Annotated in this window: 22 protein-coding genes; 11 read left to right on the forward strand and 11 right to left on the reverse strand. The window is 65.5% G+C overall.

Features of this window, described 5'->3' with window-relative positions; all coding sequences use genetic code 11:
* The first annotated feature begins 41 nt into the window (after positions 1 to 41).
* Positions 42 to 848, forward strand: a complete 807-nt coding sequence (locus tag WC585_RS08875; protein WP_373257459.1) for a class I SAM-dependent methyltransferase — start codon at positions 42 to 44, stop codon at positions 846 to 848.
* On the opposite strand, the gene pdxA is transcribed toward WC585_RS08875, so the two are convergent.
* The 5 genes from pdxA to WC585_RS08900 all read right to left on the reverse strand — a co-directional run bounded on the left by pdxA (position 832) and on the right by WC585_RS08900 (position 8,006).
* Positions 832 to 1,845 (reverse strand): 4-hydroxythreonine-4-phosphate dehydrogenase PdxA, encoded by a 1,014-nt coding sequence (pdxA, locus tag WC585_RS08880; protein WP_373257460.1) that lies wholly within the window; start codon positions 1,843 to 1,845, stop codon positions 832 to 834. The genes WC585_RS08875 and pdxA overlap by 17 nt on opposite strands.
* Complete coding sequence (locus tag WC585_RS08885; protein ID WP_373257461.1) at positions 1,845 to 3,158, reverse strand: peptidylprolyl isomerase; 1,314 nt, start codon at positions 3,156 to 3,158, stop codon at positions 1,845 to 1,847. Before WC585_RS08885 ends, pdxA begins: the two co-directional genes overlap by 1 nt.
* A 126-nt stretch (positions 3,159 to 3,284) precedes the next feature.
* On the reverse strand, positions 3,285 to 5,708 hold the full coding sequence (locus WC585_RS08890; RefSeq protein ID WP_373257462.1) for an LPS-assembly protein LptD: 2,424 nt from the start codon (positions 5,706 to 5,708) through the stop codon (positions 3,285 to 3,287).
* A gap of 49 nt (positions 5,709 to 5,757) precedes the next feature.
* On the reverse strand, positions 5,758 to 6,885 hold the full coding sequence (locus WC585_RS08895; RefSeq protein WP_373257464.1) for an LptF/LptG family permease: 1,128 nt from the start codon (positions 6,883 to 6,885) through the stop codon (positions 5,758 to 5,760).
* On the reverse strand, positions 6,882 to 8,006 hold the full coding sequence (locus WC585_RS08900) for an LptF/LptG family permease (RefSeq protein WP_373257465.1): 1,125 nt from the start codon (positions 8,004 to 8,006) through the stop codon (positions 6,882 to 6,884). Before WC585_RS08900 ends, WC585_RS08895 begins: the two co-directional genes overlap by 4 nt.
* 136 nt (positions 8,007 to 8,142) lie before the next feature.
* Between WC585_RS08900 and WC585_RS08905 the strand changes: the two genes are divergently transcribed.
* The 6 genes from WC585_RS08905 to WC585_RS08930 all read left to right on the forward strand — a co-directional run bounded on the left by WC585_RS08905 (position 8,143) and on the right by WC585_RS08930 (position 12,775).
* Positions 8,143 to 9,618: a leucyl aminopeptidase gene (locus tag WC585_RS08905; RefSeq protein WP_373257466.1), complete on the forward strand. Its 1,476-nt coding sequence runs from the start codon at positions 8,143 to 8,145 to the stop codon at positions 9,616 to 9,618.
* A 24-nt stretch (positions 9,619 to 9,642) separates the two neighbouring features.
* Positions 9,643 to 10,104 carry a DNA polymerase III subunit chi gene (locus WC585_RS08910; RefSeq protein WP_373257686.1) on the forward strand — a complete coding sequence of 154 codons (462 nt, stop codon included), beginning with the start codon at positions 9,643 to 9,645 and terminating at the stop codon, positions 10,102 to 10,104.
* Positions 10,105 to 10,181: 77 nt separating this feature from the next.
* Positions 10,182 to 10,418: a hypothetical protein gene (locus tag WC585_RS08915; protein ID WP_373257467.1), complete on the forward strand. Its 237-nt coding sequence runs from the start codon at positions 10,182 to 10,184 to the stop codon at positions 10,416 to 10,418.
* 26 nt (positions 10,419 to 10,444) lie between these two features.
* A complete protein-coding gene (locus WC585_RS08920; protein ID WP_373257468.1) occupies positions 10,445 to 10,738 on the forward strand; it encodes an I78 family peptidase inhibitor in 294 nt (97 codons plus the stop codon).
* Positions 10,735 to 11,022, forward strand: a complete 288-nt coding sequence (locus WC585_RS08925; protein ID WP_373257469.1) for a hypothetical protein — start codon at positions 10,735 to 10,737, stop codon at positions 11,020 to 11,022. Before WC585_RS08920 ends, WC585_RS08925 begins: the two co-directional genes overlap by 4 nt.
* A 55-nt stretch (positions 11,023 to 11,077) precedes the next feature.
* Positions 11,078 to 12,775, forward strand: a complete 1,698-nt coding sequence (locus WC585_RS08930) for a hypothetical protein (protein WP_373257471.1) — start codon at positions 11,078 to 11,080, stop codon at positions 12,773 to 12,775.
* Between the two features lie 3 nt (positions 12,776 to 12,778).
* Here the strand turns inward: WC585_RS08930 and panC are convergent, their stop codons facing one another.
* Positions 12,779 to 13,648: a pantoate--beta-alanine ligase gene (panC, locus tag WC585_RS08935; protein WP_373257472.1), complete on the reverse strand. Its 870-nt coding sequence runs from the start codon at positions 13,646 to 13,648 to the stop codon at positions 12,779 to 12,781.
* 47 nt (positions 13,649 to 13,695) lie between these two features.
* On the opposite strand from panC, the gene WC585_RS08940 reads away from it, so the two are divergent.
* From WC585_RS08940 to WC585_RS08950, 3 genes are all read left to right on the forward strand, one after another.
* Positions 13,696 to 14,355, forward strand: a complete 660-nt coding sequence (locus WC585_RS08940) for an SPOR domain-containing protein (RefSeq protein WP_373257473.1) — start codon at positions 13,696 to 13,698, stop codon at positions 14,353 to 14,355.
* Between the two features lie 127 nt (positions 14,356 to 14,482).
* Complete coding sequence (locus WC585_RS08945; RefSeq protein ID WP_373257474.1) at positions 14,483 to 15,322, forward strand: division plane positioning ATPase MipZ; 840 nt, start codon at positions 14,483 to 14,485, stop codon at positions 15,320 to 15,322.
* A gap of 13 nt (positions 15,323 to 15,335) precedes the next feature.
* Complete coding sequence (locus tag WC585_RS08950) at positions 15,336 to 15,767, forward strand: J domain-containing protein (RefSeq protein ID WP_373257475.1); 432 nt, start codon at positions 15,336 to 15,338, stop codon at positions 15,765 to 15,767.
* A gap of 150 nt (positions 15,768 to 15,917) precedes the next feature.
* On the opposite strand, the gene topA is transcribed toward WC585_RS08950, so the two are convergent.
* A complete protein-coding gene (gene topA / locus WC585_RS08955) occupies positions 15,918 to 18,551 on the reverse strand; it encodes a type I DNA topoisomerase (protein ID WP_373257476.1) in 2,634 nt (877 codons plus the stop codon).
* Between the two features lie 156 nt (positions 18,552 to 18,707).
* Here topA and WC585_RS08960 point away from each other — a divergent pair, with 156 nt between their 5' ends.
* Entirely contained in the window at positions 18,708 to 18,950 is a 243-nt protein-coding gene (locus WC585_RS08960; protein ID WP_373257477.1) for a hypothetical protein, read from the forward strand.
* Here WC585_RS08960 and dprA read toward each other — a convergent pair.
* Genes dprA through WC585_RS08980 form a run of 4 tightly spaced genes read right to left on the reverse strand, consistent with a single transcriptional unit; the run spans position 18,947 to position 22,981 of the window.
* A complete protein-coding gene (dprA, locus tag WC585_RS08965; protein ID WP_373257479.1) occupies positions 18,947 to 20,035 on the reverse strand; it encodes a DNA-processing protein DprA in 1,089 nt (362 codons plus the stop codon). The genes WC585_RS08960 and dprA overlap by 4 nt on opposite strands.
* The gene (gene plsY / locus WC585_RS08970; protein ID WP_373257687.1) at positions 20,032 to 20,643 is read right to left on the reverse strand and encodes a glycerol-3-phosphate 1-O-acyltransferase PlsY; all 612 of its coding nucleotides are present in this window, start codon (positions 20,641 to 20,643) and stop codon (positions 20,032 to 20,034) included. The genes dprA and plsY overlap by 4 nt, the downstream gene beginning before the upstream one ends.
* A gap of 56 nt (positions 20,644 to 20,699) precedes the next feature.
* Positions 20,700 to 22,001 (reverse strand): dihydroorotase, encoded by a 1,302-nt coding sequence (gene pyrC, locus WC585_RS08975; protein WP_373257481.1) that lies wholly within the window; start codon positions 21,999 to 22,001, stop codon positions 20,700 to 20,702.
* A complete protein-coding gene (locus WC585_RS08980) occupies positions 21,998 to 22,981 on the reverse strand; it encodes an aspartate carbamoyltransferase catalytic subunit (RefSeq protein ID WP_373257483.1) in 984 nt (327 codons plus the stop codon). Before WC585_RS08980 ends, pyrC begins: the two co-directional genes overlap by 4 nt.
* Between the last annotated feature and the right edge of the window lie 10 nt (positions 22,982 to 22,991).

A 22,991-nucleotide genomic window follows, 5' to 3' on the forward strand; every position in this document is an offset into this window, starting at 1 on the left:
GCGAACCGTTGCCTTGATCGGGTCTGTTCCGGAGAGCCCCCATGCTGAAGTCCTCGATCCTCGCCGCCACCCTGGCCGCCAGTGCTGTCGCCCTGTCGGGCTGCCTGATCATCGCCAACGATAGCGGGACGCGGACGGTCTATGTGTCGGCGGAGGAAGCGGCTGCGATGAGCGCGCCGACGGCGTCTGATTATGCCTCCGTCCTGGCCGACCCGCGCCGGCTGGAGACCGAGGTCGCGCGTGATCCGCTGCGCAAGCCCGCCGAGATGCTGGCCTTCGCCCGGATCCAGCCGGGCGATGCCGTGGCCGACATCCGTCCCGAGGAAGGCTATTTCACCCGCCTGTTCGCGCCTGCTGTGGGCGATACCGGCAAGGTCTATGCCTTTGTGCCTAACCAGACGGCGGGGCGCGAGAACGCCTTCGCTGATACTTTGGCCTCCACCTATCCGAACGTCAGCCGCGTGACCGGGGCGCTGGAGACCCTGAGCTTCGACCGTCCGCTGGACGTCGTCTTCATGGGTGAGGAGTACCACGACTTCACCATCCCGCGCTTTGGCGTGGATGTGGCGGCGATGAATGCGGCGGTGTTCGCGGCGCTGAAGCCAGGCGGGCTCTACGTCATCCTCGACCACCAGGCGGCGGATGGGGCCGGTATCGATGTGGCGGGTACGCTGCATCGCATCGAAGCCGCCGAACTGCGTCGTCAGGTGGAGGCGGCAGGCTTCGTCTTTGACGGTGAGAGTGACGCCGTGCGCATGCCGGGCGACGACCACACGTTGAGCGTCTTCGACGAGAGCATCCGGGGCCGGTCAGACCGGTTCGTCTATCGCTTCAGGAAGCCTGACTAGTCCGGCTGCGGGCGGCCGCCATTCGGGCCGCGATGCGGATGGCGGAGATCAGGCTGTCAGGGCGGGCGATCCCCTGTCCGGCGATGTCGAAGCCGGTGCCGTGATCGGGAGATGTGCGTACGACGGGGAGGCCCAAGGTCACATTGACCCCACCCCAGAAATCGAGCGTCTTGACCGGGATCAAGGCCTGGTCGTGATACAGGCAGACGGCGGCGTCATAACCCGCGCGAGCCTCCGCATGAAACATCGTGTCGGCGGGGAGCGGATCGGAAATATCTATGCCCTCGGCACGAAGGATTTCCACCGCAGGCGCAAGCACCTCGATTTCTTCGAGACCCATCGCACCGCCTTCGCCCGCGTGAGGGTTGAGGGCGGCCAATGCCAGGCGGGGCCGGGCAATGCCGAAGTCGCGCTTCATGGCCTCGTGCACGACCCGGGCCGTTCGGCAGACCCGCTCTGTCGTGACCAGTTCCGGAACCTGGGCCAGAGAGGCATGGATTGTGACCAGACAGGCGCGTAGATCCAGGGCCGTCAGCATCATCACCGGTCCGCGGGTGTCGGTGAACGGCACGTCTGAGGTCAGTTCGGCGATGAATTCCGTGTGACCCGGGAAGCGGAAACCGGCGGCATACAACGGAGCCTTGGCGATCGGAGCGGTGACGATGCCGCCGACCTCTCCTGCCAACGCCAGATTGACGGCCTGCTCGATCCAGTCGGCCACGGCCCCGGCATTGGCGCTGTCGGGGCGGCCGGAGACCACCGGCGCGGGCAGGGGCTGGTCCATCACCGGTATGGCGCGGGCAAAGATGCCTGGCGCTTCGGCTGCTGACAGCACGGGCTGAACTGGCCGTCCCTGAGAACGCATCAGGGCCGCGTCACCGATCACGACGAACGACTGTGGCCCGTCCTTAAGGGCGTCCCAAGCCTTGGCGATGATCTCCGGCCCGACACCCGCCGGCTCGCCCATGGACAGGGCCAGCGGCAGGGTGGCGGACATCAGGACTTGATCTCGATCGCCGAGTCCTGACGCAGGTCCCGGATGTAGCGCCGCTCCAGGGTTTGCAGGTTCTGGCCGAACAGTCGATTTTCGATCTGTCGTTCGTTGGGGGCCTCCGCCCCGCCAGCACGCCGACCGCACACGGCCAGCAGATGAACGCCCAGTTGGGTGCGTATCGGGGTGCTGATCGAGCCGACTTCGCTGGACCTGGCGACCTGCTGAAACTGCGGAAGCAGATTGGCGGGATCTGCTTCGCCGAGGTCTGTACCCAGAAGGCCTTGCTCGGACGTGGCACGCGTGAGGATGTTGTCGCATGTCAGTTGCGGACGCAGCGCTTCCAGACGCTGGGTGGCTGCGGAAACCTCAGCGTCCGTTGCCGTTTCGGGCAACTCGACCATCATCTGCTTGATCTGCGTCAGGCTGGACGAAGAGCCATCGCGTTTGTCGCGCATGTAGAGGATGTACACTCCACCTTCGACTGGAATGGGGCGTGACAGTTCGCCAGGCGACAACTGGTCCATGGCCTGCTGAAGGACGGGCTGGACAGTTCCCTCGACGACCCAGCCAGCGTCTCCGCCGCGAGTCGCGGTAGGCGCTGCTGAAAACTGTTGGGCCACGTTCTGGAAGGGCGCCCCCTGAACCATCTGCTGGACCAACTGGGTTGCACCGTTCAGGGCGGCCTGCTGACCACCAACGCGAGCGGACTCGATATAGATTTCACCGATCAGGTATTGCTTCTTCAATGAAGCATCGGTGGCTTGTCTGAGTGCGGCCTGTACGGCACCGCTACTAACGCGAGCGCGGCTCTGGAAACGAGCACCCACCAGCCGCTGCCATCCGATCTGTGTTCGCATCTGTTCGCGCAATGTCGCAGGACGGATGCCGAACTGGGCGAGTGAGTTTATGTAGGCTTCGGGTGTTGCACCAACTTCTGACGCCATTGCGGTCAGTTCTTCGTCAACCTCTGCGTCAGTGGCTTTCAGGTCGGGGTAGCGATCCAGCTCCTGGTTTTGCAGGCGATCGTCGATAATCAGGTTCAAGGCCTGCTGCCGGATCGCGGGAAGATTTTCCGGCGTAGGCTGAACCTGGGTCATGGCGACCACCAGCAACATGCGCTGGCGCAGATCGAAACCCGTTATGACGCTGTCATTGACCGTGGCAAGAACGCCATCAGCCAACTGAAACTCGGGTGTGGGTGCCTGGGGCGATGCAGCGGGACCGGCAGGATTCGGCACTCCGGCAGCAGCGGGGACCGGAGCCTGAGGTGCAGTCTGCGCCAGCGCTGTGCCGGACAGCAGGGCGGCGATGGCCACGCCTGTGATGTAACGCTCGAAACGCATGTCAGTCCTGATTCCTGTGGAGGCGCTGATCCCGGATCGACCCGGGAATCGCGTCTCGCGCATCCCCGAGTCGCGCGGCGGTCAGCGCCATTCGCTTGATCAATACCCTGTACCGCCGAAAGTGGCGAGGTTTAGGCGTACATAGACACCCTCCGACGGGCCAGTTGGTCGGACACGTGTGTTGTCCCGGCGCCACCCCAGTTCAAAGCGGAAGCAGTCGTCATCGAACAACATGCCCACTTCGGAGCGGGTGATGATGTCTCGCTCGAGATCGGCGATACCGGTGACGGCGACACCCCAGTTCCCATAGACGAACTGTTGCCCGGTCAACTGGACGAATTCGTAGTTGCGATTGTTCGGACCTTCCAACGGATTGGAGCGGTCGATGATGTAGCTGACACTGGCAAGGTTCCTGCGTCCCCACCGGCCGTCCAGCGCAGCTTCTGCCCTGCGTATTTCCCCCGCGGAATCGATGGTGGTGTGGCCCCAGCCGCGGATGCGATCGGATGGCGAAAAGCTGCCCTGAACCACCCAGTCGGACGTTTCTGCCCCGAGACCCGAGGGGTCGTAAAGGTTCGCCGGATCGTCGGGCAGGGGGACCAGATAGGCGTCTTCCTGGGCGTCGCGGAAACTGCGGCCGACGAACAGACTGGCCTGACGCCCATTGTCCCATCGCAGCGTCGCCTTGGCCCCGGCGGTGAAGCGGATGCCGCCTTCATACAGATCGTAGCCGGGGAAGCGGTCGATACGGAACAGCGAGCTCTCATCCAATTCGACAGCCTGGCTGTCTTCGATGGGCACGCGCGGGTCCAGGTCGACGCTGTTCGAGATCGAAAGCTGTGCCATCGGCTCGAGAATCAAATCCGCACCCGGTCCCATCTGCCGGATAAGGGGATAGCTGATATCGACACCGGCAGTGGCCCTGGTGCGGCTGATGGCTTCCTCTTCCACTCCCATCATGGGCGGCAGGTCGCTGACCGAATAAAGATCCGTGCGCAGATCGACGAACGGTTCCCAGCGGACGCCAATCGGAGAAATAAGGGTCCGGCGCCACTCAAGCTGTCCGGTAACCCGGCGACTGTCGATGCCGGGCAGTCCCAGTGTCGAACCCGCGGGGATGATTTCAGGCCTCAGTACCGGGCCGCCCACATAATCTTCGCGGTAAAGGGATACAGCCGATCCCTTAAGGCGCAGCCGACCGCCGAAGACGGGCCCCTCTGGCTCCCAGCGCGCCTCGATCAGCGGTGCCACGACGGGCAATGATCCATCTGTCTCGAAGACGTTGAGTGCAGGCGTTACGGGATCGAACTGTGCGACGCGCAGGCTCTGAAGCGTGAAAGCGGCTACGGAGACATATGAACGCGGGGTCTGATGCTCCAGATAGATCTGGCTGATCAGGCGACGTTGGTCGCCATAGTACAGGCCGTTGTCCTGATAGGGGTCGCTAATGTCATAGCGGTCGAACAGCGTCTTGTCGGACGTTCGCTCAGCGGTGAAGCCCCAGCGCCACGGTCCGGCCGGGTCGAAGCGTCCTTGCGCCAGCAGATAGCTGCGGGCTGTACGGTCGCCAAAATTGACGTTGCTTTCGGCATCGCCGTCGCCATCCAGATCGAAGTCGCCGAAGCTGCGCTCATAGGTACCGCCGCCGCGCACCACGACCGTCCCGTCCGCAAATCGGCGGCGCCACTGCAGGTTCAGAAACGGGGCAACCCGCGTGTTGAGCTGGGGGCTGATCAGCCAGTCCTCTGACGGGGATACGACATGCAGATACGGCACTTCCAGGCTCAGGCCCCGACCTTCGTCGTAGCTGGGCGTCGGCACCAGGAAACCCGAAGCGCGATCGATGGTGGGATCGGGGTGGGCGAAATAGGGCAGGTAGAAAACCGGCACCCCACCGACGCGGAACACCGCGTTTCGGTACAGGACCGCTCGCAGTTCCTCGTCCTGAACCACGGTTTCGGCCTGGATCGAAATGCTGGGTTCCTGCGGATTGCCGTCGGCATCGCAGATCGGGCAAGGCGTGAAAATCGCGTAGTTGAGCTGATTGACGTTTTCGCTACGCCTGACTGCCGTTGCGGCCATCAGGCTGGCACCGGTCGAGAACCGTGTGGCGAAATCGACGGCGATGCCTGCCCTCAGGTCCGAATCCGTCTCCAGATAGCTGGCGTAGACTGTGTTGCCTTCGTCATCCGTCAGCTCGACATTGCCGTCGGCAGAGGCGACGCCAAGACCAAGGTCATAGTTGAACTGTCGAGCGCGCAGGGTGGTCCCGCTAAAACGGCCCAAGGCGCGGCGATCCAGAGTTCCCAGCGCCGAGACGACATCGCCCTCCCGCGTCACGGCATCAGCGTCGATATAGGCCGCGCCATCAATCAGGCCGTCCGGACCGGGCTGGGGCGGTGCCGGCGGGGCCTCCTGTGCCATGGCCGGCAGGCCCAGAGCGCACAACGCCAGCGCGGCCGCGCCAGCCATCAGCCGAAGGCGCAATCCAGCCATTTCGGGTGCGCGACGCTCACGCTGCATGCGAGATACTCTGGATAGACGAAAAAGGGGCAGGAGACGGAGAGTTCGCTTAGCCGTCTTCGGTATAGAACAGCAAGGTGAAGGCCGCGAGCGCCGTCATCAAGGGCGGCAGCCAGGCTGCCAGCCAAGGGGGGATGACTTCTGCGGAACCAAAAGCCGAAGCCGCCTGATTGACGAAGAAGAAGCCGAACCCCAGCACCACCGCCGCCGTACTCATCTTGGCCAGATCGCCCAGCCGCATAAGTCTGAGCGAAAACGCCGCCGCCAGGATCGACATGGCCGCGAACATCAGGGGCGTCGCCAACAGCTGATCCAGCCTGAGTTGATAGGCCGTGGAGGAAAATCCCGCCGCTTCGATCCGCGAAATCTGTGCGGGCAGGGACCAGAAGGGAGTGGATTGCGGCCGCGCAAACCGCTCGAACGCTTCGTCGTCGGCCAGGCTGGAGGGCAGGTCGAGGGTGGCATAACGCACTGCGCGTTGGCCCGCTTGTGCACCCAATGCATCGGTCAGTCGCCAGCGTCCCGCCGCAAGCGCAGCCGACTGGGCGTCGATCCGCTCGGAGAACTGACGCAGACCGTCTGCATCGGCGGTGTAGATGAAGAATGTCACATCCAGCAGGCGTGCGTTTGCCCGGTCCTGCCGTGCGGCACGGATGACCATTTGCCGAGTGTCGTCGCCCTCTCGAATCCAGATGGCCTGATTTGTGTCTGCTCCCGCGACCGAGCCGGACAGGCGCGATCTCTCGCGCTGAAACATACCGTCCGCCGATGCCGACATCGGGCCGAGGACCGTGACGGTCACGATGCCGAATAGAAAAGCCGCACCCGCCGCCGGCAGAACGAACCGCCAGGCCGACAGGCCGGCCGCTCTCATGGCGATCAATTCGCTGCGGCGGTTGAGGCCGACATACGCCGCCAGGGTGCCGAACAGGAAGACGAAGGGCAGCAGTTGCACAATCACCTGCGGCGACTTCAGCAGCATCAGTCCCAATATGCGCGGCCCCGAAAGGTCGACGTCCGACCCCACACCTCGTGAAATCTCCACGAAGTCGATCAGCATGATCAACGCACTGATCACCCCGAGGGCGACGGCCAAGGACCGGGCTTGCTGGATCAGGACATAGCGCTCGATGCGACCAAGGCGGAACAGAGGGGCAGTCAGTGCGGCGCTGCTCATGCGGTCTGTGCCTTCAGTGCTGCGCGAACGCGACGGCGGCGCGGCTTGAGCGCCCTGAACAGCAGCCGCAGCGCGACGGCCGTTGCGACGATGGGCAGCACATATTGAAGGACGTTCAACCAGCTGTTCCAGGCGCTGCCGGCCACGATACCATAGCCGACGACCCGCACGACGAGGAAGGCGGCGGCGGCCTTCGCAATGCGCAGGGAGTAACCCGTACGACTGAACTGACCGCCCATGATGGCGGTGAGGGCCATGGCCATGGCCATGAGGGCATAAAGGGGGGCCGACAGTCGCGAATGACCCTCTGCCGCCAACTCCCCACGAGAGCCGACGGTGTCAACGTCCTGGGGTGATGGGTCGAACAACTGGGTCAAATACAGGTCCGCCGGCTTGAACCGGGGCCGCTCCGTCGTATCGATATAAGGCGACAGGTCGAAAACGTTTCGGTCGAATGAGCCGTAGGTCAGCACGCCGCGACTGGAATACCGCGTCGTCGATCCATTCAGCATGGTCAGCATCGGCGCGCCGTCGATTCGCTCGAACCGAGCCTCGGCAGCGTCCCAGGTGGTCACCTCATCGCCACCGGGCAGGTAGATAAACAGGTTCTTCAACAGACCATTCTGTTCGATCTGCTGGACATAGACGGTCAGCCCATCCGGTCCCTCGACGAACTGGCCTTCCTCGACGAGCAGGGCGGCGATGTCGGAGCGAATTGCAAAGGCTTCCGCGCGCGCCGTGCGCTGAGCCCACGGCTGGGCCACTGTCGTGATCGCCAGAGTCAGCGCAGCCACGATAACGGCCAGACGGACTGCCGGGCGGATCGCGGCCCAGCGCGTCACGCCCGAGGCAAACACTGCCGTCAGCTCTTGCTCGCGTTGCAGCCGGGTCAGGGCGATCAGGGCTCCCACAAACAGCCCGATCGGCAGGATAACGGCCAGCAGTTGCGGAACGGCCAGCAGGGTCAGCTTGATCATGACCCAGACGCTCTGGCCGCGCTCGACGATGATCTCCAGCTGGTCCAGACTCTGGCTCAGAATCCCGATGCCAGCCAGAGCTGCGCATGCCGCTGCCACCGGACGGCCAATCTGGCGAAAGAGATATCTCTGGATCAGCGTCATGAACGGTGGAAATCGCCCGGTTGCGGGTGGCGGCTAGGGAGCGCATCTAATACACACCCCGATGCCACGGTGAAACCGGCGGCGTCCTATCCCATATGTCACCAGACCGGGACCTACCACCCGGCGGGAGCTGTAAATGAAGATCGAGTTCGTCGCATCGGCCGAGGCCGCCGAGGTCTTGGCTGTTCTGGTTCATGAAGGCCGCGCCTTTGTCGGGATGGGGACCCATCTGGACACGGCCACCAGCGGTGGCCTGACCAAGGCCATGACCCACAGCCGGTTTACTGGCGCTTCCAACAGCACCCTTATTGTTGCCGCGCCTGCGGGCGTTGACGCCTCGACGATCGTGCTGACCGGGGCTGGAGACGCCGACAAGTTCGACGATCTGGCGCTGGAAGCCGCTGCCGGTGCCGCCTATCACGCGGTCAAACTCTCGGGCGCGACCTCACTAACGATTGACGCCTTTTATCTGTCCGTCGCCCAAGCCGGCCGCGCCGCGTTTGCCGCCCGTCTGGCGGCCTATCGTTTCCTGAAATACCGCACGACGCTGAAGCCCGCCAAGATGCCGTCTATCGAGACGATCCGGGTCGTGGCCGCCGATGTCGCCGCTGCCCAGGCCGCTTATGCTGCTCTGTCGCCGGTCGCCGACGCCATTGAGTTCGCGCGTGATCTGGTCGCCGAGCCCGCCAACGTCCTTTATCCGGTCGAATTCGCCAGGCGCGTCAAGGGCCTGGAAAAGCTGGGCCTCGAGGTCGAGATCCTGGGCGAGAAGGAGCTCGAGAAGCTGGGCTTCCGCACACTGCTGGCCGTGGGTCAGGGCAGCCGCCGCGAAAGCCAGGTCGCCATCATGAAGTGGAACGGCGGTGCCAAGGGCGATCAGCCCATCGCCTTCGTCGGTAAGGGCGTCACCTTCGACACCGGCGGCATCAGCCTGAAGCCCGCCGACGGCATGGAAGAGATGAAGTGGGACATGGGCGGTTCAGCCGCCGTGACCGGCCTGATGCACGCGCTGGCCGGTCGCAAGGCCAAGGTCAATGCCGTCGGCGTCATCGGCCTGGTCGAGAACATGCCGGACGGCAATGCGCAGCGTCCGGGCGACGTCGTGGAATCGCTGTCCGGACAAACCGTCGAGGTGTTGAATACCGACGCCGAGGGTCGCCTCGTCCTGGCCGACTGCCTCTGGTACACGCAGGAGCGGTTCAAGCCGAAATTCATGCTGGACCTGGCCACCTTGACCGGGGCCATGATCGTGGCCCTGGGTCTGGAGTACGCCGGGGTGTTCTCCAACTCCGACGAGCTGGCCGACAACTTCCTGGCCGCCGCGCCCAAGGTCGGCGAGAACGCCTGGCGCATGCCGATCCCGGCCTTCTACGAGCGCCACATCGACACCCCCATTGCCGATGTGAAGAACACCGGCAACGGTCGTGCCGGTGGCTCGATCACCGCCGCCCTGTTCCTGCAGCGCTTCACCAACGGTACGCCCTGGGCTCACATCGACATTGCCCCGGTCGCCTGGGTCAAGGACAGCCGCAATCCGACCATTCCGGACGGCGCGGTCGGCTGGGGCGTTCGCACCCTGGACCGCATGGTGGCGGACTCCTACGAAGGTTGATCACGTTTCGGAAGGTAGAGCCCGCTGTCTGACTCCAAGCCGGAAATCTGGTTCTACCATCTGGAGCGATCCACGCTGGATGACGTCCTGCCGGGCCTGCTGGAAAAGACGCGCGAACGGGGCTGGAAAGCGCTTGTTCGTGCCTCGGACAGCCGTGTGCTGGACGACATCGATGCCCGCTTGTGGACCTATCGCGACGACAGCTTTCTGGCGCACGGGCGTACGGAACAGCCCGAGGCGGCGCGTCAGCCCATACTGCTGACCGAATCATCAGAGAACCCAAACGGCGCTCAGGCGCTGTTCATCGTGGACGGCTCAGACTTGGGCGAAACGGAGGGTCTGGAGCGATGCTTCATTATTTTCGACGGTCGGGACGACGCAGCGTTGGCGGGGGCACGCGTGCGGTGGAAGACGCTGAAGGACGCCGGAGCAGCCCTGGCTTACTGGAAACAGTCACCCGAGGGGCGCTGGGAAAAGGCAGCCTGATCGCGCTGGCCGGTCTGGCGGCCTGTTCCACACCGACCTCGGACGCCGTCGCGCCTCGCACTGTCGAGCAGGCCCAGATGAACCAGCCGGTCGGCAGCCGGGTGCCTCAGGACCCCGCCGCAGACCTTTGCAAGGCCGGCGAACTGCAATGGCTGGTCGGCAAGCCGAAGACCGAAATCCCCGTGCCGGTTCAGGTCGTCAATCGCCGGGTCGCCTGCACCACCTGCGCGATCACCGAGGACTATTCCCCCTATCGCCTGAATATCTTCTTCAACGAACGCACCGAGATCGTCGAACAGGTCCGCTGCGGATAGGCCTGAACCCTAGGGAGACCAAGCCGATGAAGACCTTGACTGTCGTTCTCGCCGCCACCGGCCTGATGGCCGCCGCCTGTGCGCCGATGGAGGATACCACCACGCCCATGCCGCCTGCCGATGGCCCAACCCAGTGCAAGGCCGACCAGTATCAGCGGTTCGTCGGTCGCAACCGCTCGGACCTGCCCGCCAAGCCTGCCAACGAGACATGGCGCGTGACCTGCACCACATGCCCGGTGACGATGGACTACAACCCGACGCGCCTGAACATTGTCTACGAAGAAGCGACGGGCGTGATCCGGGACGTCAAATGCGGATGAGGGCGCTCGGTCTGGCCGGTCTGGTGATGATGCTTGCCTCAGCCTGTGCACCGGTCGCATCCGTGCCATCTGCCGGAGTTGAACCGGACACGCTACAGCGCTGCGACGCGGCCGGTGCCCGATCCCTGATCGGCAGTCATGTCGGTGCCGTCAGCTTTGCGGCCGATGCCAATGTCCGGGTCGTCTGCACAACCTGTCCCACGACCCGCGACCTGCGGCCCGACCGCCTGAACGTCCGTTTCGATCAGGCCACGGGCGTCATCAAGGCTGTCGATTGCGGCTGATCTTGGCCTGAAGCCTGTCCCGGTCCATGATGCAGGCCGGGCAGGAGGGACGATCATGCGCACGATACTACTGGCAGGCGTCTGCCTGGGCAGCATCCTATGCGCCCCGGCGGCGGTGGCGGACGCGACGGCGGACCGAGCTCTGCGCGATCTGATCGAAAGTCCTGCGGTCTGCGGTCCCGCTCAAGACGCGAATCTTGGCACGCCGGTCGCCGACATGGTCATGGTCGATGGATTCGGCGATGGCGGCTTTCTGATCGACACGACCCATCCCGAAGCCCAGGCCTGGTTCAACCACGGCGTCCGGCTGCGCTGGGCGTTCGAGCATTCGGAATCTGTCCGTGCGTTTCGCAAGGCCCGGCTTCTGGACCCGACCTGCGCCATGTGCGCCTGGGGCGAGGCCTGGGCGCTGGGTCCCAATCTGAACGGCGGCGGCAACGATCCTGACAGCCAGGCCACGGCGCTGAAGGCCGCGCGTGACGCCCGTCGTCTGGGTCGGCGCGCCACGCCGATGCAGCGCCAGATGATCGACGCCCTGATCCAGCGTTATTCAGGCCGCGAGGCCACGCGTGCCGAACGCTATGCCACCCGAATGGATCGGATCGCCCAGCGCCATCCGGACGATGTGACCCTGGCCGCCCTGACCGCCGACGCCTGGATGCTGAAGGCCGAGAAGTGGTGGGACGACGACGGCAAGGCCGCCGATCCGGCCATCACCCGCGCCATGAGCATTCTGGAGACCTCGCTGGCCAAGGCCCCGGACGACCCCGGTACCATCCACCTCTATATCCATCTGACCGAATGGTCGGACGATCCGCACAAGGCCATACCCTATGGCGAGCGGCTGGCGCGCCTGGCTCCTTCGGCCAGCCATCTGGTGCACATGCCGTCGCACACCTTCTATCGCGTGGGGCGCTACAAGGACGCCATGATGTCCAACGTGAACGCTGTGGCGCTGGACAAGCGATACGACGAACTGGCGACCCCTCCGGGTGGGATCGTCGGCATGCCGCTGCATGGCCACAACCTGCATTTCGGCATGGGCGGGGCGCTGATGGCCGGCGGGGCCGAGGAGGGGCTGAAGCTGGCCGAAGGGTTTCTGACCACCTATCCGGAGGTGTCGCCTGACAACCTGTGGCGTCAGGCCATGACCAATAACGCCTATGCGCTCTATGGCCGCTATGGCAGTCCGGCACAGGTTTCGGCCCTCAAGAGACCAGACGAATCCCTGCCCATGCTTCAGGTCAGCTGGCATTATGCGCGTGGCGAGGCTGCTGCGCGGGCTGGCGATGCCGCAGCCGTCCGTGCCGAGGCTGAAGCCATCGCTGCCATTCGCGCTGTCCCGGCCTTCTCGAACGGACCGATGGCCGAGATGCGGGTCCACTTCACCGAGATCAGCCAGCGCATCCTGGAAGGCCGCGCCGCCATGCTGTCCGGGGACGCCGACGCCGCCATAGCCGCCTTCGCTCGGGCGGCAGAGGTGCAGGGTATGGACGACGAAGGCGGCGACCCGCCGATCGTCTGGTACCCGACCCGGCGAAGCCTGGCCGCCGCCCTGCTGATGAAGGGGGACGCCGCCGCCGCTCGGGCCAAAATCCTCGAGCTGCTGACCGACTGGCCGTCCGATCCCTACAGCTATTTCGTCCTGGCGCAGGCCGAGGCGACGTTGGGCAATGCGGCTGCCGCAGAGGACGCCCGCCGGCGATCGCGGGTCGAATGGATCGGCGGAGAGATGAGCCTCAATCTGGCCTGAAGATCAGCCGACCGCCGCCACTGCCATGTTGTCGATGAGCCGCGTTTTGCCCAGCCAGGCGGCGGCCAGAATGCGTCCTGGCGTATCGACCTGATCGCCTTCGAACACAGCCAGGCTGCCGGCCTGACGGATGGCGACATAGTCCACCATGGCAAATCCGGCCTCCAGCAGGGATCGCGCAGCCTGGGCCTCGATCTCCGCCACAGACCCGCCCGCCGCCGCATTGGCTCCCGCCTGCGCCAGCACCCCGTTCAACCGCCGCGCCACGGCAATCTCGTCCTCTGACAGGTAGGCGTTGCGCGACGACAGGGCCAGGCCATGCCCGTCCCGCTGCGTCGGGGCTCCGACAATCCGCGTCGGGATATCCAGATCAAGCGTCATACGGCGTACGACCATCAGTTGCTGGTAGTCCTTCTCGCCGAACACGGCGACATCGGCCTGGACCTGGTTCAGAAGCTTGGCCACCACTACGGCGACCCCGCTGAAGAAGTGTGGGCGGAAGTCGGTTTCCAGCCCCTCGGAAGGGCCGCCCACACTGACACCGGTCGAGAACCCCTCGGGATACATCTCGTCCGTCGTGGGCGCGAACATCAGGTGACATCCGGCGCTGGCCAGCAGTTCCGCGTCGAGCACCTCCTGACGCGGGTAGGTGCCCAGATCCTCATGCGCCGCGAACTGCGTCGGATTGACGAACACGCTGGCCACGACCCGATCCGCCTGCTGACCCGCTTCGCGCACCAGCGTCAGATGACCTTCGTGCAGTGCCCCCATGGTGGGGACGAAACCCACCGTAAGACCTTGCTTCTTCCAGGCGCCGACGGTCTCGCGCAGATCGATGACGGTTGTGACAACCGGCAGGGCAGGGGTGGTCATGTTGTCCATTAACCCGGTTTCAAAATCGCTGTGTCAGGATGCGCCTTATGACCTCCGTCGCTTGCGTCCGTCCAGTGCTGGTCCTGCTCGCCCTTGCGGGGGTTGGGGCCTGCGGTGCCGTCGAGGACCCGCACCGCTTCGAGACGATGGCCCAGCAGGTTGCCGACATTCCGCTGGATGGCCAGGTGCGACCTGAGGCCCGGTCCAAACCCTCCGCTCGGCACGCCTCGAGTGAAAGCGGCCTGCGTCCCGCGTTGAAGGTCGACGTCATGGACGTGCATGAATTCTGGGACGCCCGGGACGGCATCGCCACCGCGACCGACGCCGTCGTCGATGGCGTGGCCGATACCGTCAAGCCGGTCGTATCGCGCGCGGTCGTCCGGCAGGCTGAGGATACCGCCGATGTTGTCACACTGCGCCCGGCCATCCACCCTCAAGACGTGCCGCTCGAGACGGTCATGCGGCCCTCTTCAGGACTGGTCCAACTCGGGGCCTATGCCAGCGAAGACGCTGCACGCGCGGCCTGGGCGCGCCTGAAGTCAGGCAGTGCCGCCTGGGCGCTGGAGGGCCTGACGCCCGTCTATGAAGCCGTCGAGGTTCAGGGCCGCCGTCTGGTTCGGCTGAAGGTCCAGACCCCGCCCGCCGGTGCGCCCGCCGTCTGTGCGGCGGTCGGGATCGACGACCCCTGGTGCCATCGCGCCACGTAAGGCGTTCATGGTCGAGCATCCACAGTTATGCTGTTAAGGTCTCGTTGACGTCCGGCGCGCCGGACGCGACCTTGTAAGCCAATGACCGCATGTCTGAGTCGGCGGTCGCATGAAGGCAAGCGCATCCATGGCGGATCCCACAGTCATCGTCGTCGGCAATGAAAAGGGCGGGGCAGGCAAGTCCACCCTGGCCATCCATATCGTCACCGGCCTGCTGCATGCGGGCAAGCGGGTGGCCATTATGGACCTGGACCTGCGTCAGCGGTCTCTGTCGCATTTCTTCGCCAACCGCGTGGCTTGGTCGGCCGCCAACCAGCAACCCCTTCCCATGCCGACCGAGCCCGATCTGGGCGACGGCAAGGCCCTGGCCCGCGCAGACGAGGCCGAGCAGACCGCGACGTTCCAGGCCGCCTTCGCCGAGGCGCAGACCAACTCCGACGTCATCCTGATCGACACGCCCGGCGGGGACACCGTCCTGTCGCGGCTGGCTCACGGCCTGGCTGACCAGATCGTCACACCGATGAATGACAGTTTCGTCGACTTCGACCTGCTGGGTCAGGTCGATCCCGGCACCATGGATCTGATCAAGCCATCGATCTATTCCGAAAGCGTCTGGGAAGCGCGCAAGCAGCGGGCGATCACCCGCGGCCGCAACGCCACCATTGACTGGATCGTGGTCGCCAACCGCCTGGCCGTGGCCGAGGCCCGCAACCGTCGCCGTCTGGAAGAACGGATGCAGAAGCTGTCCAAGCGTGTCGGTTTCCGCATGGGGCCGGGCCTGCGCGATCGTGTCATCTATCGCGAACTCTTCCCGTTCGGCCTGACCGTGGCGGACCTGAACAACGACATCCGGCCCGTCGCCGTATCGCTGGCCCATGTCGCGGCGCGTCAGGAGATGCGCAACCTGATGCAGGCCCTAGGTCTGGAAGACGCCTCCCTGTCGACCCCACTCGACGCGGCGGCGTGATCGCCGTGACGACATGAGCCTGGCCTGGCTGGCCCTGGCGGCCGTCGCCGTCTGGGCCCTGATCCGGCTGGGTCGTCAGACCGAACGCGACAGCGGTCGTCGGGGCCGGGCCCACTGGCGGGTCGCGGCGACACTGTTCGCGGCGGTCATGATCGGCTGTGGCGTCCTGCTGGCCTTTCGTAGCGCCTGGCTGCCCGCCGTCGGCCTGATCGGCGCGGGACTGTGGCTGACGTTCGCCTCACGCCACCGGCCTCTGCCTTCCCGTGGCGAGGCGATGACCGATGCCGAGGCGCGCTCCCTGCTGGGGGTCGCAGCCGATGCCACCCCTGCCCAGATCAACGCCGCCTGGAAGCGCCTGATGGGCCGGGCTCATCCGGATCAGGGCGGCACGGAGGGGCTGGCGTCACGGCTGAATGCGGCGAGGGATCGGCTGCTTGGGAAATGACTTCAGGATTCTCCCTCCCCTTCATGGGGAGGGACAGATCGCGCAGCGATCAGGGTGGGGTTCGAAAGGGCGTTAGCACGGTCATACGCACCCTACCCTGACGTCGCTTCGCACCGACATCCCTCCCCATGAAGGGGAGGGAGACGGCAATCAGCTGTCAACCGCCTTCTTCACGGGGGCCTTCTTCTTTGCCGCCGGTTTCTTGGCCGCAGGCTTCTTCGCTGCCGCCTTCTTTGGGGCTGCCTTCTTGGCTGGAGCCTTCTTGCCCTTGGCCGGTGCCGCCGCCGCGCGTGCCGCCAGCAGGGGCAGGGCCTCTTCCAGCGTCAGGTCTTCGGGTGCCGTTCCCTTGGGCAGGGTCGCATTGATCTTGCCCGACTTCACATAGGGGCCGAAGCGACCGGCCATGACGTGGATCGGCTCGCCCGTTTCCGGGTGCGCGCCCAGGTCCTTCAGCGGAGCGGCTGCGGCACCACGCCCGGCGAACTTGCCCGCCCGCTTCTCGGCCAGCAGGACGACCGCGCGGTTCAGCCCGACCTCGAAGACTTCGTCGATGTCCGCCACATTGGCATAGGTGCCGGCGTGCAGCACGAACGGGCCATAGCGGCCCAGCCCGGCGGTGATCATCTTGCCGTCCTCTGGGTGTGCCCCGACTTCGCGCGGCAAGGCCAGCAGGCGCAGGGCCTGATCCAGGTCCAGGGATGCGGGCGACCAGCCCTTGGGCAAGGATGACCGTTTCGGCTTCTCCTCACCGGGCGGTGTGGTTTCCACATAGGGCCCGAAACGTCCGATCTTCAGCTGCACCGGCTGACCCGTCGCCGGGTCGATGCCCAGTTCGCGGTCGCCACCCTCAGCGCCGCCGTCTGCCGCATCCGGCGACGCGACGGGCCGGGTGAATTTGCAGTCGGGATAGCGCGAACAGCCCACGAAAGCTCCGAACCGGCTGGTCTTCAGGCTTAGTTGACCCTGATGGCACAGCGGGCATTCACGCGGATCGGACCCATCTTCCTTCTGCGGGAAGATGTGCGGCCCCAGGGATTCGTTCAGCGCATCAAGGATGGCGGTAGTTCGCAGTTCGCCCGCGGCGCTGGTCGCCGCATGGAAGTCCGTCCAGAACTCTCGCAGCAGCACCTTCCAGTTGAGGTCGCCCGCCGATACCTCGTCCAGACGGGTCTCAAGTGCTGCAGTGAAGTCGTACTCGACCCATTTGGCGAAGAATTGTTCCAGGAAGGCCGTGACCAGCCGTCCCTTGTCCTCGGGATAGAAGCGGTTTTTGTCGGTCCGGACGTATTCACGGTCCCGCAGGGTCGTCAGGATGGAGGCGTAGGTCGAAGGTCGGCCAATACCCAGCTCTTCCAGCTTCTTGACCAGGGTCGCTTCCGAATAGCGCGGGGGCGGTTCGGTGAAATGCTGGTCTGTACGGATGGCATCGACCTTCGCGACTGCGCCTTCCTTCAGCGCGGGCAGGCGGGTGGTGTCGTCCTCGTCGTCGGCTCCGTCCTTGGGCTTGTCGTCGCGCCCCTCTTCGTACACCGCCATGAAGCCGTCGAAGGCTACGACCTGGCCGGTAGCGCGCAGGGCGGTCTGGCCCGACGGTTCCTCGATCTCGACCGTCGTGCGGTCCAGACGGGCAGACTCCATCTGGCTGGCGATCGTCCGCTTCCAGATCAGTTCGTACAGCTTCTGCAGGTCGCCATCGAGACGCAGTGTTTCTGGCGCACGCGCCATATTGGTCGGGCGGATGGCCTCGTGCGCTTCCTGGGCGTTCTTGGCCTTGGTCTTGTAGTATCGCGGTTGTTCCGGGACATAGGCGGGACCAAAGCGGTCGCCGATGACCTCGCGGGCCTGGGCAATGCCTTCGGGACTGACCGACAGGCCGTCGGTCCGCATATAGGTGATCAGGCCGCCCTGATCGTCGACGCCTTCATACAGCTTCTGCGCCGCCTGCATGGTGCGTTGGGCGGTGAAGCCCAGCTTGCGGCTGGCTTCCTGTTGTAGGGTCGAGGTCATGAAGGGTGGGCTGGGCGCGCGTTTGACCGGCTTCTTTTCCACCGAGTTGATGGTGAAGGTCCCGGCGTTGATCGCGTCGCGCGCCGCCGTCGCCATGGCTTCGGACACGATATCCAGACGCTGCACGCGCTTGCCGGCATGTTTGACCAGTCGGGCGGTAAACGGCGGGCTGTCGGCGTTCAGGTCGGCCTCGACGGACCAGTATTCCTGGGCCTTGAACTTTTCGATCTCCATCTCGCGATCGACGACGATGCGCAGTGCGACCGACTGCACCCGGCCCGCAGAGCGCGCGCCCGGCAGCTTGCGCCACAGCACAGGCGAGAGGTTGAACCCGACCAGATAGTCCAGCGCGCGGCGGGCCAGATAGGCCTCGACCAGCTCCATGTCGATCTGGCGCGGGGCCGCCATGGCCTCGAGCACGGCCGACTTGGTGATGGCGTTGAAGGTGACCCGCTCGACGTGCGTGTCCTTAAGCACCTTCTTCTTGGTCAGGATCTCCAGCACATGCCAGCTGATGGCCTCACCCTCGCGGTCGGGGTCGGTAGCCAGGATGACGCGATCGGAGCGTTTGGCGACCTCGGCGATCTCGCTCAGGCGCTTGGAGGCCTTGGCGTCGATCTCCCACGACATGGCGAAATCATCATCCGGCAGGACCGAGCCATCCTTGGACGGCAGGTCGCGGACGTGACCGTAGGAGGCCAGGACGGTGTAGTCCGGACCCAGATATTTATTGATGGTCTTGGCCTTAGCGGGGCTCTCGACGACGACAAGGTTCATGCGGGGAGGGGGCCTTTCAGAGGGCCGGGAACGTGGTTGGCGCGAGGCTCGCTGTCAATCATCCAGATGAAGGAGCTTATTTACGATTGCGGCCTATGACCTACGCACGTAGTGGTTGTATGGTGATGGAACCCTGTCTAGCAAGGATACCGATCAATGCGAGCCGAACCTTTCCTGTCCAGCCCTTCGAAAATCAGGACCGAACCTGTCGTCGATCTCAAGGACTATCCCGTCCGCGAATATGTGCGCGCCATGTCGATGGAACTGGCCCAAATGGCTTTGTGGGATGGCGACCCCACACTGGCCGAGGCTCTGGAAGCAGTGGCTCGGATGGCGGGTGTGCCCAAGGTGACCGAACCGGTGCGTGATCCGGCACCGCGTCGAAAGCGAGCCAGCTAACGCGATACCAAGCCTCCAGCCAGCAGTGTTGCACGTCCGGACAGGCTGAGCTCCAGCAGGGCGGCCGCGACCGTGCCGATCGACACACCCAGGGCCCGCGCCAGCTCGTCGCGCGGCGTAGGCGTTGGTGACAGAAGACCAGCAACCTGTTCGATCAGGGCGTCGTCCAGATCGTAGGGTGCGCCGTCAAACGGGTTGGTATGGTCCGGTTCGCGCAGGGTCCGCAGGGTGTTGAAGGCCCGCTCCACATCCTCCAGCCCCTCGCACAGGATGGCTCCCTGACGCAGAAGCTCGTTCGGTCCTTTCGAGCGCGGGTCCAGGGGCGAGCCCGGTACGGCGAAGACATCGCGCCCCTGTTCACCCGCCAGACGGGCGGTGATCAGCGAGCCGGAGCGGATCTCTGCCTCCACCACGATCACGCCGCGCGACAGGCCCGAGATGATGCGGTTGCGGCGGGGAAAGTCCCGCGCCTGGGCTCGCGCACCCACCGGGCTTTCAGACACGATGCAGCCGCGCTCTACGATCTGGGCATACAGGTCAGCATTGTCGGGCGGATAGATGTCGTCCACCCCACCGCCCAGCACAGCGATGGTACCGGTCCCCAGCGCCCCTGCATGGGCCGCCCCGTCGATGCCGCGGGCCAGACCCGACACGACGACATGGCCCGCCTGACCCAGTTGCTGGGCCAGACCCCGCGCAATTCGTTGTCCACCGGCCGAGGCGATGCGCGCGCCAACGATGCCGATGCAGGGCCGGGCCATCAGCCCGACATCGCCCCGCGTCCAGAGCAGTGGCGGCGGCGGGTCTAGGGCGGCCAGCATTTCGGGATAGTCGGCCTCGCCCAGCACGATCAGCCGTGCGCCGATCCGCTCGCCCGCCGTCAGTTCTGCCTCGACGGAGGCGACCGTGGGCAGGGTATGACCCGTGCCGCCGCCCTTGCGGATCAGGTCGGGCAGGGCCTCGACCGCGCGCTCCGCGCTGCCGAACCGGTCCAGCAACTGGCAAAAGGTGACGGGCCCAACCTTGTCCGTGCGGGCCAGACGGACCCGCGCGAAACGCTCGGCCTCGCCCAGGCCTGTGCTCACGCCGACTTGGCCCCGATGCGCGGTTCCACGCCCTTCAGCAGACGGGCGATATTCTCATGATGCCGTACCCAAATCAGTACGGCCGTGAACACCGACAGTGCGACGATCGGCTGTGGCGCTGGCAGTTTGAGCACAGCCAGCGGCATCAGCCCGACCAGAGGGGTCGCCGCCGAAGCGACCAGCGCCGCCAGCGACGACATCCTTAGCAGTGCCGCCGTTAGCAGCCAGATCGCCGCCGCCACCAGACCCAGCGGCCACCACGCGGCCAGCATCAGGCCAAAGAAGGTCGCCACCCCCTTGCCGCCCTTGAACTTAAGCCAGACGGGAAACAGGTGGCCCAGAAAGGCCGCGCCACCCGCCACCGCACCCGCGATTTCGGCATTCGGGCTGGCGCCGCCCATCAAAGCCTTGGCCAGCAGAAGAGCCGCCGCCCCCTTGCCCGCATCCAGCAACAGGGTGGCGATGGCCAGATCCTTGCGCCCGGTCCGCAGCACATTGGTCGCGCCGATGTTGCCGGAGCCGATGCTGCGCACGTCGCCCGCGCCGCCCAGTCGCGTCAGGATCACGCCGAACGGAATGGAGCCCAGCAGATAGCCGCCAACCGCCATGAGGGCGAGCACTGCCGCAAAAGGCATGGCGGGTTCGGGCAACTGATTCGCTCCTGTCAGACGTCGCCGTGGACGATGCGGCCACCGACGACGGTGAGCAAGACCTTGCCTTGCAGGCGGCGGCCGTCGAACGGCGAGTTCTTGGATTTGGATTTCAGCGTGGCCGCGTCGATCACGACGGGGGCGTTGGCGTCGAACAGGATGAGGTCGGCGGGCGCGCCCTCGGCCAAGCGTCCTGCATCAAGACCGAGCAGACTGGCGGGGCCGGTCGTCAACGGACGCAGCACGTCCAGCAGGTCCAGCCCGGCCTCGTGATGCAGGGTCAGGGCGGCGGGCACCAGGGTTTCCAGGCCGATGGCCCCCGGCGTCGCCTCGCTGAACGGACGGCGCTTGTCCTCGGCGGGGGCAGGGGCGTGGGCGGATGTGATGACGTCGATCAGGCCTTCGCGCACGGCCTCGATCAGGGCTTGGCGGTCGGTCTCACTGCGCAACGGCGGGTCCAGCCGGTAGAAGGTACGGTAGTCGCCGATGTCGATCTCGTTGAAGCAGAGGTGGTTGACCGACACCGAGGCGGCGATCTCCAGCCCCTTGGCGCGCGCGCGGGCCAGGGTCTCCAGCGCGCCCTCGGTCGAAATCTGGTCAATCAGGAAACGTGCGCCGGTCTGTTCGACCAGGGCCAGGTCGCGCTCCAGCTGGATGCGTTCGGCGATGGCGGGCACCGACGAAAGGCCCAGCCGCGTGGCCAGTTCGCCACTGGTCGCCACGGCACCCTCCGACAGCCAGGGATCGGCCGGGCGGCAGGAGATCAGGGCATTGAAGGTGGCGGCGTAGCTCATGACCCGCTGCAGTGTGCGGGTGTTGGAGATCACGCGGTCGACGTCGGTGAAATACAGCGCGCCGGCTTCGTCCATCAGACCGATCTCGGCCATGCGCTGGCCGTCGCAGGTCCGCGTGGCAGCACCCGCTGCCCGCACGTTCACCAGCCCCAAGGCGGCCCCGCGACGCTGGATGAAGTCGATCATGGCCGGGTCGTCGATGGCCGGGTCGGTATCGGGCTGGATGACGATGGTGGTGACGCCGCCGGCCGCGGCCGACTGGGCCGCTGATTTCAGCGTCTCCTTCGGTTCGGCGCCCGGCTCGCCCGTCTTGACCCGGATGTCGATCAGGCCGGGTGCCAGGCAGCGGCCGTCGGCATCGATGACCCGGATGCCAGCGGGAGCGACCGCATGAGTGCCCCGGATCACCTCGACGATCCGTCCGTTCTCGACCAGCACCGCACCGGGCCCGTCATAGTCTGAGGCCGGATCGATCAGGCGGGCGTTCAAGATCGCAAGTGTCGTGGATGATACGGCGGTCATGTTGCCGCTCCATCCAGCCGCACCGACAAGGCCGCGAGCACCGCCATGCGAGCCGCCACGCCCATCTCGACCTGATCCTGGATCAGGGACACCGACAGGTCGTCGGCGACGTCGGAATCGATCTCCACGCCCCGGTTCATCGGCCCCGGATGCATGACCTTCGCCCCCGGCTTGGCCCAGGCCAGCTTCTCGCGGTCCAGGCCCCAGAAGCGGAAATACTCGCGGGTCGAGGGCACCAGCGCGCCCTCCATCCGCTCCAGCTGAAGACGCAGCATCATCACGACGTCGCAGCCTTGCAGGCCGTCCTTCATGTCGTGAAACACCTCGCAGCCCCAGCGGTCGGCATCGCCCGGCACCAACGTCGGCGGCCCGATCAGCCGCACTCGCGCCCCCATCATGGACAGCAGGGCCACGTTCGACCTCGCCACCCGGCTATGGGCGATGTCGCCGCATATGGCGACCGTCAGACCGCCGACATCGCCGAACGCCCGGCGCAGGCTCAGCAGGTCCAGCAGGGCCTGGGTCGGGTGTTCGTGCCGCCCGTCGCCGGCGTTGACGACCGCACAGCCGACCTTCTGGCTCAACAGGTCAGCCGCACCGGAGGCCGAATGGCGGATAACCAGCACGTCCGGCTTCATGGCGTTCAGCGTCGCCGCTGTATCGATCAGGGTCTCGCCCTTGGCCACGGAGGATGTCTTGGGCGACAGCGCCGTCACGTCCGCCCCCAGCCGCTTGGCCGCGATCTCGAACGAGGCGCTGGTCCGGGTCGAGTTTTCGAAGAACAGGTTCACCACCGTACGCCCGCGCATCAGGTCCAGGCCCTTGGCGTTCGACCGGTTCAGATCGACGAAGGCGTCGGCCAGATCCAGCAGTGCAGGGGCGGTCGCGGCATTCAGGTCGCCGGCGGCGAGGAAATGGGCCTTCGGAAACGGCATCAGCCGTTCGCGAATCAGATCGGTGAGGGCGTCGGGCTGTCTCATCGAGGCCCGG

Source organism: Brevundimonas sp. (assembly GCF_041648055.1).
Classification (GTDB): domain Bacteria; phylum Pseudomonadota; class Alphaproteobacteria; order Caulobacterales; family Caulobacteraceae; genus Brevundimonas.

Bases quoted from the DNA above. Each gene is read 5' to 3' on its own strand.
- WC585_RS08875 (WP_373257459.1), top strand. From the start codon at position 42: ATGCTGAAGTCCTCGATCCTCGCCGCCACCCTGGCCGCCAGTGCTGTC.
- pdxA (WP_373257460.1), bottom strand. From the start codon at position 1,845: ATGTCCGCCACCCTGCCGCTGGCCCTGTCCATGGGCGAGCCGGCGGGT.
- WC585_RS08890 (WP_373257462.1), bottom strand. From the start codon at position 5,708: ATGCAGCGTGAGCGTCGCGCACCCGAAATGGCTGGATTGCGCCTTCGG.
- WC585_RS08895 (WP_373257464.1), bottom strand. From the start codon at position 6,885: ATGAGCAGCGCCGCACTGACTGCCCCTCTGTTCCGCCTTGGTCGCATC.
- WC585_RS08900 (WP_373257465.1), bottom strand. From the start codon at position 8,006: ATGACGCTGATCCAGAGATATCTCTTTCGCCAGATTGGCCGTCCGGTG.
- WC585_RS08905 (WP_373257466.1), top strand. From the start codon at position 8,143: ATGAAGATCGAGTTCGTCGCATCGGCCGAGGCCGCCGAGGTCTTGGCT.
- WC585_RS08915 (WP_373257467.1), top strand. From the start codon at position 10,182: ATGAACCAGCCGGTCGGCAGCCGGGTGCCTCAGGACCCCGCCGCAGAC.
- WC585_RS08920 (WP_373257468.1), top strand. From the start codon at position 10,445: ATGAAGACCTTGACTGTCGTTCTCGCCGCCACCGGCCTGATGGCCGCC.
- WC585_RS08925 (WP_373257469.1), top strand. From the start codon at position 10,735: ATGAGGGCGCTCGGTCTGGCCGGTCTGGTGATGATGCTTGCCTCAGCC.
- WC585_RS08930 (WP_373257471.1), top strand. From the start codon at position 11,078: ATGCGCACGATACTACTGGCAGGCGTCTGCCTGGGCAGCATCCTATGC.
- panC (WP_373257472.1), bottom strand. From the start codon at position 13,648: ATGACCACCCCTGCCCTGCCGGTTGTCACAACCGTCATCGATCTGCGC.
- WC585_RS08940 (WP_373257473.1), top strand. From the start codon at position 13,696: ATGACCTCCGTCGCTTGCGTCCGTCCAGTGCTGGTCCTGCTCGCCCTT.
- WC585_RS08945 (WP_373257474.1), top strand. From the start codon at position 14,483: ATGGCGGATCCCACAGTCATCGTCGTCGGCAATGAAAAGGGCGGGGCA.
- WC585_RS08950 (WP_373257475.1), top strand. From the start codon at position 15,336: ATGAGCCTGGCCTGGCTGGCCCTGGCGGCCGTCGCCGTCTGGGCCCTG.
- topA (WP_373257476.1), bottom strand. From the start codon at position 18,551: ATGAACCTTGTCGTCGTCGAGAGCCCCGCTAAGGCCAAGACCATCAAT.
- WC585_RS08960 (WP_373257477.1), top strand. From the start codon at position 18,708: ATGCGAGCCGAACCTTTCCTGTCCAGCCCTTCGAAAATCAGGACCGAA.
- plsY (WP_373257687.1), bottom strand. From the start codon at position 20,643: ATGGCGGTTGGCGGCTATCTGCTGGGCTCCATTCCGTTCGGCGTGATC.
- pyrC (WP_373257481.1), bottom strand. From the start codon at position 22,001: ATGACCGCCGTATCATCCACGACACTTGCGATCTTGAACGCCCGCCTG.
- WC585_RS08980 (WP_373257483.1), bottom strand. From the start codon at position 22,981: ATGAGACAGCCCGACGCCCTCACCGATCTGATTCGCGAACGGCTGATG.